This window comes from Sodaliphilus pleomorphus, assembly GCF_009676955.1.
GTDB classification, from domain to species: Bacteria; Bacteroidota; Bacteroidia; order Bacteroidales; family Muribaculaceae; genus Sodaliphilus; species Sodaliphilus pleomorphus.
Map to the genome: position 1 here is coordinate 2,900,517 of NZ_CP045696.1, position 18,590 is coordinate 2,919,106.

21 protein-coding genes are annotated in these 18,590 nt (G+C 53.0%); 6 read left to right on the top strand and 15 right to left on the bottom strand.

The window, feature by feature from the left end; all coding sequences use genetic code 11:
- Positions 1-3 precede the first annotated feature (3 nt).
- From GF423_RS12025 to GF423_RS12040, 4 genes are read left to right on the top strand one after another with little or no spacing between them, the layout of a single operon-like run.
- Positions 4-888 (top strand): serine hydrolase, encoded by an 885-nt coding sequence (locus GF423_RS12025; protein WP_206113257.1) that lies wholly within the window; start codon positions 4-6, stop codon positions 886-888.
- On the top strand, positions 885-1,202 hold the full coding sequence (locus GF423_RS12030) for a hypothetical protein (protein ID WP_154328587.1): 318 nt from the start codon (positions 885-887) through the stop codon (positions 1,200-1,202). Before GF423_RS12025 ends, GF423_RS12030 begins: the two co-directional genes overlap by 4 nt.
- 1 nt (position 1,203) lies before the next feature.
- The gene (locus GF423_RS12035; protein WP_154328588.1) at positions 1,204-1,719 is read left to right on the top strand and encodes a GNAT family N-acetyltransferase; all 516 of its coding nucleotides are present in this window, start codon (positions 1,204-1,206) and stop codon (positions 1,717-1,719) included.
- Between the two features lie 26 nt (positions 1,720-1,745).
- The gene (locus GF423_RS12040; RefSeq protein WP_154328589.1) at positions 1,746-2,126 is read left to right on the top strand and encodes a hypothetical protein; all 381 of its coding nucleotides are present in this window, start codon (positions 1,746-1,748) and stop codon (positions 2,124-2,126) included.
- 226 nt (positions 2,127-2,352) lie between these two features.
- Here GF423_RS12040 and GF423_RS12045 read toward each other — a convergent pair whose 3' ends face one another.
- The 5 genes from GF423_RS12045 to GF423_RS12065 form a co-directional block, all read right to left on the bottom strand.
- On the bottom strand, positions 2,353-2,892 hold the full coding sequence (locus GF423_RS12045) for a beta-class carbonic anhydrase (RefSeq protein ID WP_154328590.1): 540 nt from the start codon (positions 2,890-2,892) through the stop codon (positions 2,353-2,355).
- A gap of 26 nt (positions 2,893-2,918) precedes the next feature.
- A complete protein-coding gene (msrA, locus tag GF423_RS12050) occupies positions 2,919-3,455 on the bottom strand; it encodes a peptide-methionine (S)-S-oxide reductase MsrA (RefSeq protein ID WP_154328591.1) in 537 nt (178 codons plus the stop codon).
- A gap of 27 nt (positions 3,456-3,482) precedes the next feature.
- Positions 3,483-3,863, bottom strand: coding sequence for a YccF domain-containing protein (locus tag GF423_RS12055; RefSeq protein ID WP_154328592.1), 381 nt, complete (start codon positions 3,861-3,863; stop codon positions 3,483-3,485).
- Between the two features lie 338 nt (positions 3,864-4,201).
- Positions 4,202-4,978: a carboxymuconolactone decarboxylase family protein gene (locus tag GF423_RS12060; RefSeq protein ID WP_154328593.1), complete on the bottom strand. Its 777-nt coding sequence runs from the start codon at positions 4,976-4,978 to the stop codon at positions 4,202-4,204.
- 105 nt (positions 4,979-5,083) lie between these two features.
- Entirely contained in the window at positions 5,084-6,097 is a 1,014-nt protein-coding gene (locus GF423_RS12065; RefSeq protein WP_235911681.1) for an alpha/beta hydrolase, read from the bottom strand.
- On the opposite strand from GF423_RS12065, the gene GF423_RS12070 reads away from it, so the two are divergent.
- Positions 6,087-6,323, top strand: a complete 237-nt coding sequence (locus tag GF423_RS12070) for a hypothetical protein (RefSeq protein WP_154328595.1) — start codon at positions 6,087-6,089, stop codon at positions 6,321-6,323. The two genes, GF423_RS12065 and GF423_RS12070, sit on opposite strands and share 11 nt — an antisense overlap.
- Positions 6,324-6,632: 309 nt before the next feature.
- On the opposite strand, the gene GF423_RS12075 is transcribed toward GF423_RS12070, so the two are convergent.
- A complete protein-coding gene (locus GF423_RS12075) occupies positions 6,633-6,869 on the bottom strand; it encodes a glycine zipper domain-containing protein (protein WP_154328596.1) in 237 nt (78 codons plus the stop codon).
- A 211-nt stretch (positions 6,870-7,080) separates the two neighbouring features.
- Here GF423_RS12075 and GF423_RS12080 point away from each other — a divergent pair, with 211 nt between their 5' ends.
- Positions 7,081-8,343, top strand: a complete 1,263-nt coding sequence (locus GF423_RS12080) for an NAD(P)/FAD-dependent oxidoreductase (protein ID WP_154328597.1) — start codon at positions 7,081-7,083, stop codon at positions 8,341-8,343.
- 170 nt (positions 8,344-8,513) lie between these two features.
- Here the strand turns inward: GF423_RS12080 and GF423_RS12085 are convergent, their stop codons facing one another.
- The 9 genes from GF423_RS12085 to GF423_RS12125 form a co-directional block, all read right to left on the bottom strand.
- Positions 8,514-9,053 carry a 2-oxoacid:ferredoxin oxidoreductase subunit gamma family protein gene (locus GF423_RS12085; protein WP_154328598.1) on the bottom strand — a complete coding sequence of 180 codons (540 nt, stop codon included), beginning with the start codon at positions 9,051-9,053 and terminating at the stop codon, positions 8,514-8,516.
- Positions 9,054-9,074: 21 nt separating this feature from the next.
- Positions 9,075-9,848, bottom strand: coding sequence for a thiamine pyrophosphate-dependent enzyme (locus tag GF423_RS12090; RefSeq protein ID WP_154328599.1), 774 nt, complete (start codon positions 9,846-9,848; stop codon positions 9,075-9,077).
- A 54-nt stretch (positions 9,849-9,902) separates the two neighbouring features.
- Entirely contained in the window at positions 9,903-10,991 is a 1,089-nt protein-coding gene (locus GF423_RS12095) for a 3-methyl-2-oxobutanoate dehydrogenase subunit VorB (RefSeq protein ID WP_154328600.1), read from the bottom strand.
- 21 nt (positions 10,992-11,012) lie between these two features.
- Positions 11,013-11,243 carry a 4Fe-4S dicluster domain-containing protein gene (locus tag GF423_RS12100; RefSeq protein WP_154328601.1) on the bottom strand — a complete coding sequence of 77 codons (231 nt, stop codon included), beginning with the start codon at positions 11,241-11,243 and terminating at the stop codon, positions 11,013-11,015.
- A 188-nt stretch (positions 11,244-11,431) separates the two neighbouring features.
- Entirely contained in the window at positions 11,432-13,978 is a 2,547-nt protein-coding gene (locus GF423_RS12105; RefSeq protein ID WP_154328602.1) for a transglutaminase-like domain-containing protein, read from the bottom strand.
- Between the two features lie 229 nt (positions 13,979-14,207).
- A complete protein-coding gene (locus GF423_RS12110) occupies positions 14,208-15,359 on the bottom strand; it encodes a HEAT repeat domain-containing protein (RefSeq protein WP_154538246.1) in 1,152 nt (383 codons plus the stop codon).
- 44 nt (positions 15,360-15,403) lie between these two features.
- Positions 15,404-16,516: a TFIIB-type zinc ribbon-containing protein gene (locus GF423_RS12115; RefSeq protein ID WP_154328604.1), complete on the bottom strand. Its 1,113-nt coding sequence runs from the start codon at positions 16,514-16,516 to the stop codon at positions 15,404-15,406.
- 56 nt (positions 16,517-16,572) lie between these two features.
- A complete protein-coding gene (locus GF423_RS12120; protein WP_154328605.1) occupies positions 16,573-17,733 on the bottom strand; it encodes an SPFH domain-containing protein in 1,161 nt (386 codons plus the stop codon).
- Between the two features lie 278 nt (positions 17,734-18,011).
- Entirely contained in the window at positions 18,012-18,590 is a 579-nt protein-coding gene (locus tag GF423_RS12125; RefSeq protein WP_154328606.1) for a L,D-transpeptidase, read from the bottom strand.

Below are 18,590 nucleotides of genomic sequence, written 5' to 3' on the forward strand. Positions count from 1 at the left end.
ACAATGGCTGAAGAAAATAAAATCAGATTACATATTTTTTTTTGGGGGGGTATGAAGGCTAAATCGCCTCTGGCGAGAATTGTTCTCCTTGTGGTGTTCATTTTACTTTCTTTATCTGTATCTGCAAGAAATGATTATGGTGCTTGTTTGATAAAGGACGGACAATTCTATGGCATCCATGAGAATAATTATTTTCCAATGAACAGTGTCATGAAGTTTCCTCAAGCATTGTTCGTGGCAGACTGGATGCAGAGAAATAATATTCGTCTTTCTGACTCTGTCAAAGTTACCAAAGAGGAATTGATAGAGGGCACATGGTCGCCCAAGTTGGGAGACATACAGACATCCAAGTCATTCACTTATGCAGAACTTCTCAGCTACTCCCTCATGCTCAGCGACAATAATGCGTGTGATGTTCTATTCAAGCGATGTGGTGATCCGAAAACAGTAGAAGCATACATCCGGAAACTTGGATTTAAGAGGATTCATATCCGAAAGACTGAAAGGCAAATGCGTGAGGATCATTCGTGCTGTAGATACAACAAGGCTACACCCAAAGATATGACCTTGTTGTTGCAGTGGTTCTCAAGTCACAATTCAGACACGCCGATTCTTCAGTTCATCTGGGAAACGATGATGAAATGTGAGACTGGCATGGATAGGCTGCCTGCTGCTAATCCTGAAGGAGCTGCGCTATTGCACAAGACAGGCTCGGGGTATACCAATAAGGATGGAACGACTGATATAGGTGATGCCGGAATATACTTGCTTAGCGATGGGAGCAAATGGCCGATATGTGTATTCGTCAAAGGTGCATCGACCAATAATATCATCAGCGAAATTTCTCTCAAACTTCAAGCTATGGCACTTGCGCTAGATAGGAAGTGAGTACAAAAACAGACAAAGTTTTTCGGATAATTGAAAGCTTTGCAGTATATTTGCAAAACTATTTTGGGAAGGCAATAAATAAAGAAAGTTTTATCAACGAGATAAAAGAGTATAAGCGGAACGGCGAGTCCATGAGTTTCGCCTATGGTGACGTCCGTCTTCCAGTTATCTATCGGGAGGTGTTAGGTATCATTGCCGTGAAGATGCCTTCATCTGAAGTCTTCATCCTCGTTGACTATCAGATGAATCTGTTCGACAACCTTACCAATCTGCAGGACAAACTGCGGGAGAAATACCCGGAGTTGATTCAGTGAAATGGAGCGCATAATCAGAAAGGCCATTGCTTCTGACCTGCCGGTGGTCCTCGACCTCATAGAGAGTGGACGGAGGATCATGCGAGAGAATGGAAATCCGCATCAATGGGGAGACAGTCACCCGACAGTAGGACAAATAGAGGATGACATAGCTAATGGTCACAGCTACTTGCTGATGGAGGACGGCAGAGCCATAGCCACTTTTGCGTTCATTCCTGGCCCCGATGTCACCTACGCTGTCATTTACGATGTACATTGGATTGACACCGACAGCCCTTATTATGTCCTTCATCGCGTGGCAAGTGCGCATGGTCAGCACGGGATCATGGCAAGCATCCTTGATTATTGCTTTACAAAGACCGGTAACATCCGCAGTGACACCCACCGGGATAACAAGCCCATGCAAGGAGCGTTGGCAAAGGCGGAATTTCACTACTGTGGCATCATCCATCTGCTCGACGGTGATGAGCGGTTGGCCTATCAAAAGATAAATGATCCACATGAACCAGAATTTTGATACACCCCCATAATAATATTTTAATTATGTCAATACAATTCCCTATACTTAATATTTCCTTAAGTAATTTAAGTTCACAGGATTTGGAAGAAACCCATATTGGAGACTTATGGGATTATCCTAGCGATAATAGTATCTTTGAAAAATACTATAATAATCAAAAATATGTTGACCAAAATGGACATATATTTAAAATAATAGGAAAAAGAAAATCAAATTTTATAAATTCAATAATCCATTTTAATAAAAATGAACTGATATTTGAGGATTGTGGTGAGACTATTAGCTTCTCTGTATTGAAGGTTTTTTTAATCAATAGATACAATTCATTAGATGATAATTTAGCTAAGTCGGTTCTGATTAGATTAACAAAACAATCAAAAAATATCAAGGATTTAATTGGGTAAACGTAAAAACATAGCCCATTTTTGAGATACCAGATGCCATGGTAATTGCCATAGTCGACACTACCCCTCCCTCAATTTTTCAGCCTTCTCAAGGATCTTTCCTGAACGTCACTGAGCTCAATGCAATATCCGTGCCTATAAACAATTGGTGACAAATCGTGCCATCATTGTCCGCAATGCTTAAAATTTTTACACTTTGCTGACAATCGCGGCAATCCCTTTGTTCTTATTCGCCTATCTCGGTGAGTGCTCCTGTGGTTGAGTCGATGATAAAGCCGCGTACAGTGATGCTACCGGGGACGAGCGCATGGTTCTTCACCCGTCGCATTGTAGCCCGTACACTTTTCTCAGTGTCGCCAAAGCCGTCGAGCCACTGGCTGAGGTCGATGTGCCGCTCCACTTCTGCTACCTTGTCAGCACCGATCCGTTCACATATCAGTTGCTTCATGTGCACGCCGGTCATCTTCCCGGCGCCGCAATCAGTGTGGTGGATGAGCATGATCTCTTCAATGCCCAGCTCATAGATGCCCACGATGATCGATCGCATGACGGCATCGTAGTCGTCGAGGATGACACCGCCAGCTACCTTAACTATCTTCACCTCACCGTTCTTGATGCCTAATGCCTCAGGCAGCATCACACTCAGGCGGGTGTCCATGCAGGTGACGATAAGCGTTTTGCCCGACGGCTTGCCATCGGTGATATGCTTCTCATAGCCCTTTCCGGCAACAAAGCGGCGGTTGTTCTTCAGTATTTCGTCAATCATAATCGGGAAGTTGTTGTTTCATTAAATTACTGCGTCTTTGCACGATTGTCTCTTGCCTTGCGCGCAAACTCAAACAAGCTTTGCGGCAGGTGGCAGTAGCCGTTGGGATTCTTGTCGAGATAATTCTGGTGGTAGTCCTCGGCCTTGTAGAAGTTGCGCAACGGCAGGTTCTCGACGGCGATCTTCCCGTTGATGTGTTTTTGCTCATCGGCAAAGACCTCATTGATTACCGTCTCGTCATCCTTGTCGGTGTAATACACGCCGGTGCGGTACTGCGTTCCCGTGTCATGGCCCTGCCGGTTGATGCTTGTAGGGTCGATAGCCTTGAAAAACATCTCCAGCAAAAAATTCAACGATACCTTGGCGGGATCGTACATGACATGAACGGTCTCGGCAAAGCCGGTCTTGTCGGTGCACACCTCTTTGTAGGTCGGGTTTTCTGTGCGGCCATTGGCATAGCCTACCTCTGTGTCCACCACTCCGTCAATCTGCTTGAAATAATGCTCGGTGCCCCAAAAGCAACCTCCGGCGAGATATATCTCCTTCAATTCGTCTTTTTCCATATTTCTCCGTTTTATGTTTTCTTTATATTAGAAATCGTTGTTGACTATCTCCTTCCCGAATGGTGCTAGTGCCAGACGCATCAGCCGGAAGTGCATCCTGCCCCAAGGAATGCCGACAATGGTGATGCATAGGAGCAAGCCAGAGCCAAGATGAGTCAAGGCAATCCAAAAGCCACCGACGAAGAACCAAAGAATGTTCATGAACAAACTGAGACATCCTCCGTCCTGCGGCTGGTCAACAACATGTGAGCCAAATGGCCACAACGCGAGAATACCCAACCGAAGGGTGGCTATGCCGAATGGTATGCCGATGATGGTGATCATCAGCAGGAGTGATGAAACGAAATACTCCCCTGCGATGCCCAATCCTCCAAAGACGAGCCAAATGATATTTCCCAGTATCTTCATGAATTCAATCTCGGTTTCAGGTGATGAATGCATTTGCTCGCAAAGGTAATGAAAATCACAGAAAGCAAAGAACAGACGCAGTCAATATTTGGCGCGCCAATAATTAGTGCCAGGACGTGGGTCTTTCACCTTTTTGGGGGGTTGAAGCTGAAAGCCAAGGGGTCTAATCCTTGTGGGTGCCGAGAGCTCGAATCCCCACAAGTAATAGACCCTTCTTGGTTGCTGATAGCATGCTGGTATATGTCAGCAGATGTTTCAACTAAAAAGATATCGCCCTCATTGAGGAGTGCAGGCGTTGGACCGGTCGGTTGAATGGCCAGCGACCACGTGTCAGGGCACTATTCTTTTACCTCGAGTCGGTCGTACTCGTCGTTGCTCACTGGCTCGAGCCATTCGTTGCTCACATTATCGCCAGGAACGGGCATGGCCAGATGCGCAAACCAGCTGTCGCGTGTGGCACCATGCCAGTGCTTCACGTTGGCAGGTATGTTCACCACGTCGCCGGGTAGCAGCAGGCGGGCGGGCTTGCCCCACTCCTGATACCAGCCACGGCCGGCCACACACACGAGGAGCTGACCGCCGCCCTTGGTGGCGTGGTGGATGTGCCAGTTGTTGCGGCATCCGGGCTCGAAGGTGACGTTGTGTATGGGTATCTGCTCGGTCGAGATGGGAGCGAGGTAGCTCTGCCCGATGAAATACTTGGCATAGGCCGTGTTGGGCTCGCCTATGGGAAATACCATCTCGCGCTGGAACTGTGCTTTGCCGTCGCATGGGGCGGCGGTATCGCTGGCCCACACCTCTTTGGCCTCACGGAAGGCTGCCCATGCCTTGGGCCAACCGGCGTAGAATGCAATGTGGGTGAGTGCCTCGGCAATCTCTTGCCGCGTGATGCCGTTGGCCTTGGCGTTTTGCAGGTGATAGGCCAGGCTGCTGTCGGTCATGCCCATGCTCACAAGTGCCACCACGGTGATGAGGCTACGGTCACGGAGCGACAGTTGGTCCTGTCGGTTCCACACCTGTCCGAAGAGTACATCGTCGTTGAGCTCGGCAAATTTTGGCGCGAAGTCGCCCAGCTGCTTGCGGCCTGCGTCCTGTTTGATAGTTTTCTTTTCCATATTGATGATTGATTGATGTTTTGATAATGGTTGAGCATTGGCATGCAGCGCCAGGCCCAAGAGGAGGAGAACAACTAATGCTCGTGCCATCGAGGTGATGCAATTTTATTTGAGGTACTTGTTGAAAAACGCCGCAATACGGTCGAAGGGTATTTTATCCATCTGGTCGTAAAGGTCGGTGTGGGTAGCGCCGGCAACGATGATGATCTGCTTGTTGTCGCCCTTGAGTTTCTTGAATGTGTCCTCACCCATATAGCGGCTGTGGGCCTTTTCGCCATGAACGATGAGCACTGCATTTCGCAGGTCTTCGGGATGAGCCAGTATGTTGTTGTTCATCCATCCCGTCTGTGCCTGGAGCATCCATCCGCCATTGGAGTTCACCGACCGCTGGTGGTAGCCGCGCTTGGTCTTGTAGTAGGCCGAGTATTGCTGCACGAAGTCGGGCTCCTTGCCCGTGAGCTGATCCACGGGTATGCAACCTCCGGCACGCTGCGTTGGGCCTGTCGTGTATTCCTTAGTGCGCAGGGCCGCAATCTGCTCCTTGGCTTTGTAGCGTTCGTCGGCAGTGCCTTGGTCGAAATAGCCCCATGCACCCACACGCGGCATGTCATACATTGTGCTGGCTACCGTGGCCTTGATGCGCGGGTCGGCAGCAGCGGCATTCAGTGCGATGCCGCCCCAACCGCATATGCCCACGATGCCAATGCGATTGGCTTCCACGTCGGGGCGGTTGCTCAAGTAGTCGACGGCTGCCTGGAAGTCCTCGGTGTTGATGTCGAGCGAGAACACGTCGCGTGGCTGTCCGCTGCTCTCACCGGTAAACGACGGGTCGAAGGCGATGGCCAGAAATCCACGCTCGGCGAGAGCCTGAGCATAGAGCCCCGACGACTGTTCTTTCACGGCACCGAAGGGGCCGCACACGGCCACAGCGGCGAGGTGCCCCTGTGCATGCTTGGGTTTGTACACATCGGCCGCAAGCTCAAGGCCGAAATGGTTGTGAAAGGAAACTTTCTCATGCTCCACCTTCTCACTCTTGGCGAACACCTTGTCCCACTCTTGTGTCATCTTCAATTGTGTCATTTCATTTGTGTTTTGTGCCCCGGCAGCCATGATGATCATTAGCAATGCCAGGACTGTGATTATCGTTCTCATTGGTTTGTTGTCTTTGTTGTACGGTGCAAATTTAGGCGCTTCTCTTCAATTGCACATTACCCTGATTGTGGCTTCTGTTACCCATATTGCTCTTGCATCGCTCATGGTGCCCAAGGTGATACACAGGACCGAAACTGCCACAACGCCCATCCACACCGCCTGCCTGTTGGCAGAGGCCCTTATCGGCAAATAGAAAGACAACCCATGCGCTTTTTTAGCAAAGTCAACTGAAGCCTTAATCCCTTGTTGTAGTGAAATACGCCCTCTGAGCTCACTATCGGTCCACGCTACGGCCTCTATTGCAAAGGGATAAAATCTTACGGCTTTGACTTGACGGTAATTACTAACGCCTGTTTACCCGACAATATATAGGACTGAGTAAAAGCTCAAGTGTTGGCTTTGGAGTAGTCAGAGGGATTTCTATTCCCCGTGCTTATGAAGACAGGTTGAAATAAACCTTTATGACAGACAGCTTTTATGTATTTGATCAGAGCAAAAACAGCTATTTTTCTTGGGTTTTGTTGGGTTTCTGCCTGTCGTTGCTGGAGGCGAGGCCAAGGGCTGCGCCAAGCATTAAGCCAATCAACATCCATGTGCCTATGTCGTCGCAGATGGCGCCTATGGCGCATCCTCCCAGCAAGCCGAGGGCGATGCCGAGGGCGAGATTGCTTTTGGGCATGCCTTTATCTTGCTTTGGGACTTGGCTTTCTTTGCCAGTGTTGTCATTATCTGTTTTCATCGAGGGGACAACGTGTTGTTGTTTTTTGCAAAGGTATGAAAACGCCATTGTCCTGCCGCCAGGCGAGTGATGGTTTTTACAAGATTGTTACATCTGGCGTGTGTGCCAGGCATGGCAGTGTGGATTGAGTCAATGGCGGGTTGAAATGGGCGACTGGCACGTTTTTTGTCATACAGTGGGTAAATAACTCTAAAAGGGGAAGTAAAAGACTATGAGAGCAAACATCAAGAAGAATGGTTTGAAGCGAGTCGTCGTTGTGGGATGCGGTCTTGGCGGGCTTAGGCTGGCTCGCAGCCTGCGCAACTCGGGCTACCAGGTGGTGATCGTCGACAAGAACAACTACAACCAGTTTCCGCCACTCATCTATCAGGTGGCTTCGGCAGGCCTTGAACCGAGCAACATTTCTTTTCCCATAAGGCGCATTTTTCAGGGATACAAGCATTTCTACTTCCGCATGGCCGAGGTGAAGGCTATCGACGCCGGCGAGAAGGCTATTGCCACATCGGTGGGCCCAATACACTACGATTACCTTGTGCTGGCGATGGGCGGCACTACCAATTTCTTTGGCAACAAGAATGCCGAGCAGCATGCTTTCCCCATGAAGACTGTTGTCGACGGCATGAGACTGCGCAACCATATCCTTGAGACCCTGGAGCGTGCCGAGACCGAAGAGGACATGGCAAGGCGGCAGAAGTATATGAACGTGGTGATTGTGGGCGGCGGCCCTTCGGGCGTTGAGATAGCCGGCGCCTTGGCCGAGATGAAGCGCAACATTGTGCCTCGCGACTATCCCGACCTTGCCGACAAGATGCACATCTATCTCATCAATGCCAGCGACCGCCTGCTCAAGTCGATGGACGAGAAATCGTCGAGCACGGCCGAGGCCGAGTTGAAAAATATGGGAGTGCACGTGCGCAACGGCTGGCGGGTGACCGACTATAAGGACAATGTGGTGTATATCGACAATGGCAAGACGCTGGAATCGTCGACGGTGGTGTGGGTGAGCGGCATCAAGGCCAATGTGGTCGAGGGCGTGCCCGAGGGGTCGGTTGGCCATGCAGGGCGGCTGCTATGCGACCGTTTCAATCGCGTCAAGGGCATGACCGATGTGTTTGCCATAGGCGACCAAAGCCTGGTCGAGGGTGATCCCGACTGGAAGCTCGGGCACCCCCAGCTGGCACAGGTTGCCTTGCAGCAGGCTGCCAATGTGGCCAGTAACATTGTTAAGAGCGACAATGGCCAGGAGATGAAGCCGTTTGTCTACAAGAACCTGGGCACGATGGCCACCATAGGCCGCAGGCGTGCTGTTGCCGAGATAGGCAGCGCCAGGTTGGGCGGCACCTTAGCTTGGCTGCTGTGGCTGGTAGTGCATTTGCGCTCGATACTGGGCGTGAAAAACAAATTTTTTGTCCTTCTCAACTGGATGTGGAACTATTTCAACTACATGCAGAGTCTCAGGTTGATACTCAAGTGACCGCCGCCCCCTTTTTGCAAGAGGGCTGTGTGCAATATAAATGAAGCAGGGTGTGCCATCGAGACGTGTTCTCGTGACACACCCTGCTCAAGTGTGTGTGTGCTGTTGTGCCGCTGTCGCAATAGGGCACCGCTCTCTATGTGGGGTGCGTGGCGGCGGCGTGTGCGCGACTAAGTCGTCACCAGCGACATGCCTTTCTTGAGGGCCTCCTCGTTCATGGGTATCAAGCCCCAGTGGCGCTCGGGCAGCGACTTCTTCAAGCCCTTGAGCACGTTTTCGATCGTGACCACGGGCCGTACTTTCAAGTAGGCGCCCAGCACAATCATGTTGAACGACTTGGCGTTTTTCATCTCAAACGAAGCCTCGGTGGCATCGACCTTGTACACCTTGATGTCGGTGCGCTTGGGCGGGGTGTGGATTCCGTAGCTGTCGTAGATGAGCACGCCGCCGGGTTTCACCTTGCTCTCAAAGCGGTCGAGACTCTGCTGGTTGAGCACGATTACAGCGTCGTAGCTGTTGAGAATGGGCGACGAGATGCGCTGGTCGCTCAGTATCACCGTCACATTGGCGGTGCCGCCTCGCTGCTCGGGCCCGTAGCTCGGCATCCACGTCACTTCTTTGCCTTCCATCAGGCCAGAGTAGGCCAGTATTTTGCCCATCGAGAGGACACCTTGTCCACCGAAACCTGCAATGATAATTTCTTCTTTCATAATCTTGTTGTCCTCCCTTGTTTATTTTGTTGCATCCACATCTTTCAAGTCGCCCAGCGGGTACTTCTTGAACATGTTCTCGACCATCCACTCGTTGGCCTTGACCGGGCTCATCTTCCAGCCGGTGTTGCAGGTGCTCACGATCTCGACGACCGATGTGCCCTTGCCCTCCATGCTGTTTTCAAAAGCCTTGCGTATTGCGGCTTTGGCCTTGCGTACTGCAGCGGCTGTGTGCACAGCCTGGCGTGTCACATAGCGTGTGCCGTCGAGCTGCGCCAGCAGCGGGGTGATGGCCAGCGGGTAGCCGTTGAGGTCGGCGCGGCGGCCGTAGGGGCAGGTGGCCGTCTTCTGGCCCAGCAGTGTGGTGGGGGCCATTTGGCCGCCCGTCATGCCGTAGATAGCATTGTTGATGAAGATGATGGCAATGCTCTCGCCGCGGTTGCAGGCGTGTATCGACTCGCAGGTGCCTATGGCGGCAAAGTCACCGTCGCCCTGGTAGGTGAACACCAGCTTGTCGGGCTGCAGGCGCTTGATGCCTGTGGCCATGGCCGTGGCACGGCCGTGGGCGGCCTCGACCCAGTCGATGTCGATGTAGTTGTAGGCAAACACGGCGCAGCCCACTGGCGAAACGCCTATTGCATATTCCTCGGCGCCCATTTCCTCGATGACCTGGGCCACCAGTTTGTGCACCACGCCGTGGCTGCAGCCTGGGCAGTAGTGCATGTTTCGGTCGTTCAGAAGCTTTGGTTTCTTGTAAACAAGATTTTCAGGCTTTATTATATCATTGATTTCCATATATTTGTCATTTTTAAGTTGTAACTGTAAAGTAACAAGCAGGAGCGGCCTGTGTCACTTGTTCACAATATTAAACTTTTGCTTCAATGCGTCGAGCACCTCGTCGGGGGTGGGCACATTGCCGCCCAGGCGGCCGTAGTGCTCAACGGGCACCTTGCAGTCTACGGCCAGTTTCACGTCTTCGATCATCTGTCCGGCGTCGAGCTCGACTACCAGTATGCCTTTCACATTGCTGGCAGCGCGGCGCAGGTGCTCGTCGGGGAAAGGCCACAGGGTGATGGGGCGCACAAGTCCCACCTTGATGCCCTCTTCGCGGGCGATCTCCATGGTCTTCATGGTGATGCGTGCCTGGCTGCCAAAGGCCACAATCAGGTACTCGGCATCGTCGCAGTTCACGAGCTCGCAGCGTTTCTCGTTTTTCTCAATTTCACGGTAGGTGGCCTGGAAGCGGTTGTTGTTGGCTTCCATCACGTCGTCGTCGAGCTCAAGCGAGGTCACAATGTTGTTTTTGCGGCCCTTGGCTCCGTTCACTGCCCAGGGGCATTGCTTGCGTATCTGCTCCTCGGTGCGGCGTGGACGTTGCTCGGGCAGCACCACTTTTTCCATGAGCTGCCCTATGAGGCCGTCGGCCAGTATCATCGACAGGCAGCGGTACTTGAAGGCCAGGTCCCAGCCCAGTGCCACAAAGTCGGTCATCTCCTGCACGCTGCTGGGTGCAAGCACAATCATGTGGTAGTCGCCGTGGCCGCCGCCCTTGGTAGCCTGGAAATAGTCGGCCTGCGAGGGATGTATGGTGCCCAGTCCCGGGCCGCCGCGCATCACGTTGACCAGCAGTGCCGGCACCTCGCTGGCGGCCATAAACGACACGCCCTCTTGCATCAGGCTGTAGCCTGGGCTCGAGGTCGACGTCATCACTGCCTTGCCGCAGCAGGCACCGCCATATACCATGTTGATTGCAGCCACTTCGCTCTCGGCCTGAAGCACCACCATGCCAGTGGTGTCCCATGGCATTTCGGCTTCGAGTTTCTCAAGCACCTCGCTTTGCGGGGTGATAGGGTAGCCAAAGTAACCGTCGGCGCCATAGCGTATTGCCGCCATGGCCAGGGCCTCATTGCCCTTCATGAGTTTCACTTCTTCTTTCATTTTCTTGATGTTTTAAAGCAATTACTTTTCAACTACCCGATATACCTCGATGCAGGCATCGGGACACACTAACGCACAACTCTGGCAACCAATGCACTCTTCGGGCACAGCCATGTAGGCATAATGGTAGCCGCGGTTGTTTACTTCTTTCTCCTGAAGACTCAGGACATGCTTAGGACACGCAACGACACACAGGCTGCAGCCTTTGCATCGCTCGGTGTTGACCGTAACAGCTCCTCTGATTTTTGGCATAAATTGTTAAATTTAATTTTTAGATTAGGTTAGTTAGTTGCAAATATAGTTTTTCTTCTACAATTTCACAAGTTTTATTTCTCCCTTTTTGGAGGGATTCAAAGAATTGGCCTGCACGATACTCGCCATGTGTCTCGTGCCATAATGCCCCGTTGCCAGGACCTGGCCGGGCAACGCATGCCTACACGCTACTTGAGCTTGCCCAGTATCGTGCGCAGCTCCTCGCCCATGTTGATGGTGTAGCCTTGCCTGTAGTAGACGATGCGGTTGAAGGTGTCGGCAATGACAAACACGGGCATCTGGTCGCTTGCGAGCTTGAGCTCGCTCTTGAGGGCGTTGAGTATCTTGTGGTCGGGGTCGACACCATAGGTGATGCCCTCGGCCGGCAGGTTGAAGTCGCTGGCGTTGAACTTGCGCACTGCGGCTTCGTCTTCCAAGAGCAGCACCACGGGGCGGCCTATTTCGACCTTGGCAATGTCGCGCAAGGCGTGGTTGCTGGGCTCCTGCCCCATGCCCACGATGCCCAGCACATAGTAGCCGCGGCCAGTGCACGATAGCAAGCTCACGGGGGTTGAGGCAATGGTGCACGACTTGCTGTCGACCCGGTTGAAGCGCGACTCGCTGTCGAAGTTGCCTATCACTGCCACCTGGTCGCCCGTGGCTTGCCGCATCGTGAGTGGCACTGTGGTGGTGTGCCCTGCCTCGATTTTGAACTCGCGCACTGTTGCCAGCACGGTGCCGCTGGCCATGCGGCTGCCAGTCACCAGCACATAGGTGCCCGTGTCGAGCTGTGCGCCATTCTTGAAGGTCGATGCCCAGGTGCAGTTGTTCTCGTCGTAGTTTTGCAGCACCATGCGGCCGCCTGTCATCTTGCTTATGGTGAAGTGTATATAGTAGGACAAGTCGTCGTGCAGCGGGATGGGGGTGTAGTCGAGCACAAGCGTGCCCTGCGGCGTGGCTTTGGCCTGGCCGGTCTTGTCCCATTTCACATCGATCCAACTGTTGCTGCCGCTGTTGCGGTATTGCACCTTGCCGGTCACGGCATCTTTGCGGGCGTCGATGCCGAGACTGCGGGCCACGTCGACAAAGAAGATGTCGCGGCTGCGCTCGTCGGCGATGCGGTAGTTGTACACTCCTGTAGCCGACTGGGCGTAGCGCAGCGCCTTGGTGTCGGGGTTGAGTCGTATGTTCTTTTTTATCCACTCCACGAGCAGTTGCGGGTTGGCTTTGTACCGTGTGGCCTCGGCGGCAAACTTCTGCTCAAAGAAATGCTTGAATGGGCGCAGCGGCTCGGCCTCGACCCGGGGCGAAAGCTGGTTGCTGCGGGCTGTCATGTTGTCGTCGAGCACTTGCATGGTCACATCGCGCAAGTCCTTGTCGGTGAGTGTGCTCAGTAGCTTCAACGCGCGCTCTTGCTGGCCGCTGTACTTGTTGAGAAAGTCGAGTATCACCTGGTGGTTGCCACGCGATTTCACCAGATAGGGGCGTTGCTCCTCGGGATAAGCCTGGGCCTTGTCGGGGGTGATGAAGGTGGCAGTGTAGGCATTGCGCATCGCGTCTTCCTGCTCGAGGCGCTGCTTGTTGCGGGCGGTCAGTGCAGCCGGCACGTCGGGCAGCACGGGGTGCTCGGGCGGCGGCACTATGTCGATAGAGCGGGGCAAGGCAGTGTGGCGGGCTATCTTGACGGTGAGCGCGGTGTCCTTGCCAAATGTGGCTTTGGTCCACCCATACTGGCCGTCGCGGCTTGCCCACACGAGCATGTCGCCCTTGCCGGCAGTGAGGCTCACGCGGCCTGCGGCATCGGCCCACTTGGTGACTGCCGTGTAAAACTCGGCATAGTTGTAGATCTTGAATTCCACACGTGCGTTGGGCACAGGTTTCCCCTGGGTGTCGACGATGGTGAACTGTATCTTGGCCGTCTCGGCATAGTTTCCCACGAGGTTCACCTCGGTGTAGTTGCTTGTCTTGAGCACGGTCTCCTCGGGCCCGTCATAGTCGCCAAAGACACGTGTGTGCATGAGCAGTGCCCGCGATGCCGGGGCGTTGAACCACCCCAGGTTGAGCACGGCCTCGGGTTCGCAGGCGCCCATAAACCACCACTTGCCGTCGGCCCAGGCCTCGACCCAGGCATGGTTGTCGTCGGTGTGGGCCCAGCGTGGGGTGTAGACTTGTCGTGCCGGAATGCCCACTGCGCGCAGTGCCGCAACGGTGAGCGTGCTCTCCTCGCCGCAACGCCCGGTAGCCGTCTTCACGCTCTGCAGCGGCGACGAGGTGCGCGAGTCGCTGGGCTGGTAGGTCACATGCTCGTGGCACCAGTGGTTCACCTCGAGTATGGCGTCTTTCATGCTCAGGCCTTTCACGCGGTCTTTCAGCTGCTTGTAAAACACAAGCCGGGCGCTGTCGAGCGGCTCGTTGTTGACGCGCAGCGGCAGCACAAAGTGCATGAAGATGCCGCTGGGTATCGTTTTTCCCCAGGGCATCTGCTCGCGGGTGAGCAGGGTTTGCCTCACATTGGCGATGTAGAAGTCCTGGCTGTAGTCGGTCACGTCGCACAACGGGGCGTAGGCGTAGAGAAAGTGCAGTGCTTGCCGCTCCTCGTTGTTCAGCCCTTTCTCGTCGAGATTGAAGCCCACGAGCTGTTTCTTGGCATTGTAGGCGCTGTCGATGTTGGCACCTGCCATTGCCTGGATAAAGATGAGGAAAATCGATGCCGCGGTAAGGAGTCTCACTCTCATGTGTCGTTTAGTTTTAGGTAAAAAATATGAGTGTCTCCAGCTGTTGAGGAGACACTCACAAAGGTAAGAATTAATTTTACAAAAAGAATTTTTTTGTAAAAAAAACAACGTCATGGAACGCTTTTTCTTGTTTCATGAAGTGGCTTGTGAATAATAGCATTCATGCCATTCACGATATAGATGCCAGCAGCCTTGCGCTCGAGGGGTGCCGTGCAGGGGGTGTCGTGCGTCAATCCCTGATGACCAAATCTTTCTTGCTGTCGTTGGAGTTGCTCTCGATAGCCTTTTTCACAGCTTCAAGGTCGCTTGGCTTGCCTATTTTCTTGATCACCTTGATCGCTGCCTTTCTTGCCAGCCAGTTGGCATTGATGTCCTTGGCGATGTCGCTCATCACGGCAACATACTCTTCGGGCTTGAAATAGGTGGCCTTGCTGCGCCATTGGGCATAGTTGGATTCGGCCTGCGTTGCAAGTTCGCCCACGCTGTTCCATGCCGGGTCTTTGTCGGTGCGCGGAGTTTTCTTGAAGTAAGCCAGAGTGGCCTCATAGGCCTCTTTGTTGGTCTGCTTGTGGAAAGGATAGTCATACCACATGGCGTAGAGGCTTTTCACGCAGTCGCTGTGCAGGTCGACCTTGGCAGGGTCGTTGAGCGCCTTCACGATTTCGGGCACGAGCGTGGGGTCGTGCAGCTTGCCGCAAGATCTGTACATGGCTTTCTGCACGTCGGGATCCTTGTCGTTCATCAGCTTCAGCACGGCCTCTTTGGCCCCTTTCACGCCTTCAGTCCACGAGTTGCCTATGGCATAGGCGCACTGGGTGCGAATGGCAGGATGCTTGTTGCCCACTTGCGAGAAGATAAACTCGGCCACAGCAGGCTCTTTCATTTCGTTGGCCAGAGTCTTGATGCCGCATTTTATCACATAGTCGTTTTTTTCCTCTTTGAGCATTTTCACGAGTTCGTTGCAGTCGGAACTCGAGGTGCCGAAGATCGACTTGAAGCTGCTCACCACATAGCCTCTCACTTGGGGATACTCGTTGTTCAAGAGTTTTTTCTTGATTTCGTTGGCATTGGCGGGGGCTTTGTGGTCTTTCATCACTTCGGAGGTTGCACTCGACACGGGGTTGTTGTCGAGTTCGAGGCGGTCCTTGTCGATGCCCACCTTGGAGTAGGCCAGTATCAAGGCTTCATATTCAACATCGGTGAGCACATCCTTGCTCTTGACCATGCTCACAAGCCCTTCCTTGGTGAAGTCTACGCTGTTGAGCAGTTTCATAGCCGGGCTGTTGTTGGCTTCGGAATTTTCCATGCCTCCCTTGTCTTTGGTTTGGAAACACGAGGTGAGGAGTGCTGCAATTGCTAAAATTAAAATTGATTTTTTCATATTTGCTATGTTTTATGAGTTGTTGATTTGTTATGCTATTTCTTTTATTTCATCATGTAGTAGACGAGAATGCCTGCGATGATGATGGCGATGATGATAGAGATGGCCACCTTTATCTTGCTCAGGGGGTAGTTGCCCTCTACCTCGCCAGTGCGGCCGTTGACCACAAACTGGTAAATTTTGCCCTGGTAAGTATAGGAACTTATCCATATGGGCAGGAGCAGGTGCTTGAACATGATGTCGCCATAGTCGGTGTCGCGCCAGTCGATGCGTTGGTCGCTGCCGCCTATGTCTTTTTTGATTTCCTGGTCGATTTCAATGTCCATTTTCTGCTTGGCTATCTCGGCGGCCTGTACAAAATCCTTGGTGTAGAGCTCGGTTTCAAAACCGCTCAAAAACTCCTCGCGGTAATCCACGCAATTTTCCAGGTCCCATCTCACAAGCTTGTTGAGAATGCCGGCAGGCAGCGTGTCGCTGGCGGGCACGAGCAGGTTTTCGAAGTCGACGTTCACTTCACCCTCCACGTTTCGCCACTCGGTGTAGCTCTCCGTTTCTTCCTTGCCGTTCACCCTTTTAACCCTGGTGGCTCTGTGCCCCTGCTTTCCCTTGTACTGGGTCTCGGTCTCGGCGTCGTAGGCCCAGTAAGGCATATACACGCCCTGGAAGGCCTTGGTGTCGGCAGCATTCTTGCGCAGCTCGTTGGGGGCATACCACTTGCCTTTGAGCCATTCCTTGTAGGCTTCGCGGCCTGCTTTCTTGCCAATGCTGAAGGGGAGCATGTACTCGGGTTTCCATGCCCGTCGCTCGTGAGCGTCGGCCAACACCAGACTGCTGCCACAGAAGGCGCACCGTGCCGATGTGATATTTTCGGCCACTGTTGTTGTGGCGCCGCATTGCTGGCACTTGATTTCGGTCACGGTCGTGGTGTTGATTCCCTCGTTGAGCTTGCTGGCACATTGGGCTGCGCACTCATCCAGGCTCTGGCCGGTGAGCGATACGGGAGTCATGTCGAGCTCTTGCTCATGACCGCAGTATATGCACTTGAGCGTTCCGCTCTCGGGTGAGTATTGCATGGTGCCGCTGCACGATGGACATTTCGTCTGCAGGGCATTGTCTATCGGGGTTTTCTCCTTTTCTGTATTGTTGTCTCCATTCATTGTTCTTTATAGTTTTGTAATGGTTGACTGCGATATGGCTTGATTTCTCGTGGCAGTTAAATTGCTGGCGGCGGTGGTGGCGGCGTGTTGCTTGTGAACAGCGACGACAGTGCCTGTACTGTGCCTGCAGCCGCCCAACCTGCCATGCCTTGTGTCCACACCATTGTGTCAGTCTTGAGCTGGCCTTGCTGCGCCATCTGCATGAGTTGCTGCATGTTGTAGGGGCCGCTCTGTGCTCCGTTCACAGCCGTGTAGTAGCTGGGCTGCTGTTGAATGGGCGGTGGAGCCATCGCTGGCGCCTGCTGCTGCATGGGTTGCGTCATTTGGTTGGTCATCTGCTGTGCCATGGCCAGGCCCATACCCATGCCCATAGCACCGCTGGCCAGCCCGCTATTGCTTCCCATGGGGTTGTTGGCGCCATCCTCGAGAGAGTTGGCAAATTGCATCTGCGTGAAGGCGTTCATGTTGCCGGCGTTTACCTGGCCGCTGCCTATTATGCCCATGCTGGTGCGCTGGTCGAGGGCTTTTTCCACGGCCTCGGGCAACGAGATGTTTTCGACAAGAAACTTGGTGAGGTCGATGCCGTAGTCGTCAAATTCCTTTTTCAAGTATTCCTTGAGGGCCTCGGAGAACTCGTTGAGGTTGGCTGCCAGGTCAAGGGCGGCAATCTTTGACTCGGCCAGGTAGTCGGTAAACTTGGTGATGATGTGGTTGCGCAGCTGCTCGCTCACCATATCGGTGGTGTAGTTGCCGCTGGTGCCGGCCACGCCTTTCATAAACTTGGTGGGGTCGCTTTGCACCTGGAAACAGTAAGAGCCGAATGCCCGCAGGCGTATGGGCCCAAACTCGGGGTCGCGCAGCGTGATAGGATTGGACGTGCCCCAGCGCAGGTTGAGAAACTGCTTGGTGTTGACAAAGTAAACGTCGACCTTGAAGGGTGAGTTGAACCCGTATTTCCACCCCTTGAGCGTGGTGAGAATGGGCATGTTGCTTGTCGTGAGCTGGTAGCGGCCTGGCTGGTAGATGTCGGCAAACTGACCTTCGTTCACCAGCACTGCCACCTGGCTCTCTCGCACGGTGAGTTGTGCACCGTTTTTGATCTCGGCTTGATAGCGGGGAAACCGCCACACCATGGTGTCGGCCGTGTCGTCGGTCCACTCAATGATGTCGATAAACTCATTGAGCACTTTTTCTTTAAAAGAATTAAATAGTCCCATAATGTTGTTTTGTGTTGTGATAAATATATATACTGGGTGGCAAAAGCTCTTGGTGTGGAGCCTTTGCAACCGTTGTGGCTGTGTCGATAGATTTTTTATGGGAAGCCTTCATGCTTTTCTATATATATTCTATTTTTTTGCCTCGACAGCCCGCTCGCCGTTGTTGCAGGCCGTGGCCGCGAGGCCCATAAAACTCAGTTGCAAATATAATAAAAAATAAATGACCAAACAATAATTTGGCCATTTATTAAAAAATAAACAAAAAATTGCTTTTACCCTTATTTGTTTGGCTTCTTGGCGTGCTTTTCCCACGGGTAGAGCTCTTCGCCCTCATGCTTGATATAGACTCGCATGCCCACATAGGCATAGCGGTCGTGAAGCTTGATGATGTCCTCGTCGAGAAGGCGTATGCAACCCTCGCTGTCGCGTCCAGGCACCGAGGAGCGGTTGTTGGTGCTCCCATGTATGCCTATGCCGCTGTGCCCTGGAGTTACCAGCCGCAGGAACCAGTGCCCATAGGCCAGAATACTGCCCCGGCCGTCGTGAAAGTCGTGCCTCCAGGTCGAGGCGTCTTGCATCATCGAGATGTAGAAGGGCTTTCCGGCAGGCGACTCGGGCGTCTTCATGTCGCCCTTGCGCTGCTTGTTGCCAGTGCGCTTGCTCAGGCATGCCGGGAATGTGGCCAGCAGGGTAGTGTCGCCGTTGGCTTCGGGGCGGTACACTTTCAAGTTGAGGTCGCGCTTTGAAATTACGATAAACGAGCCGTCGCCCTTGTGGCACACTCTCTCGCTCTTGCCCGATGCACTGCAAGTGACGGCCATGACGAGTGCTGCCATGATAATGATAATTCTTTTCAT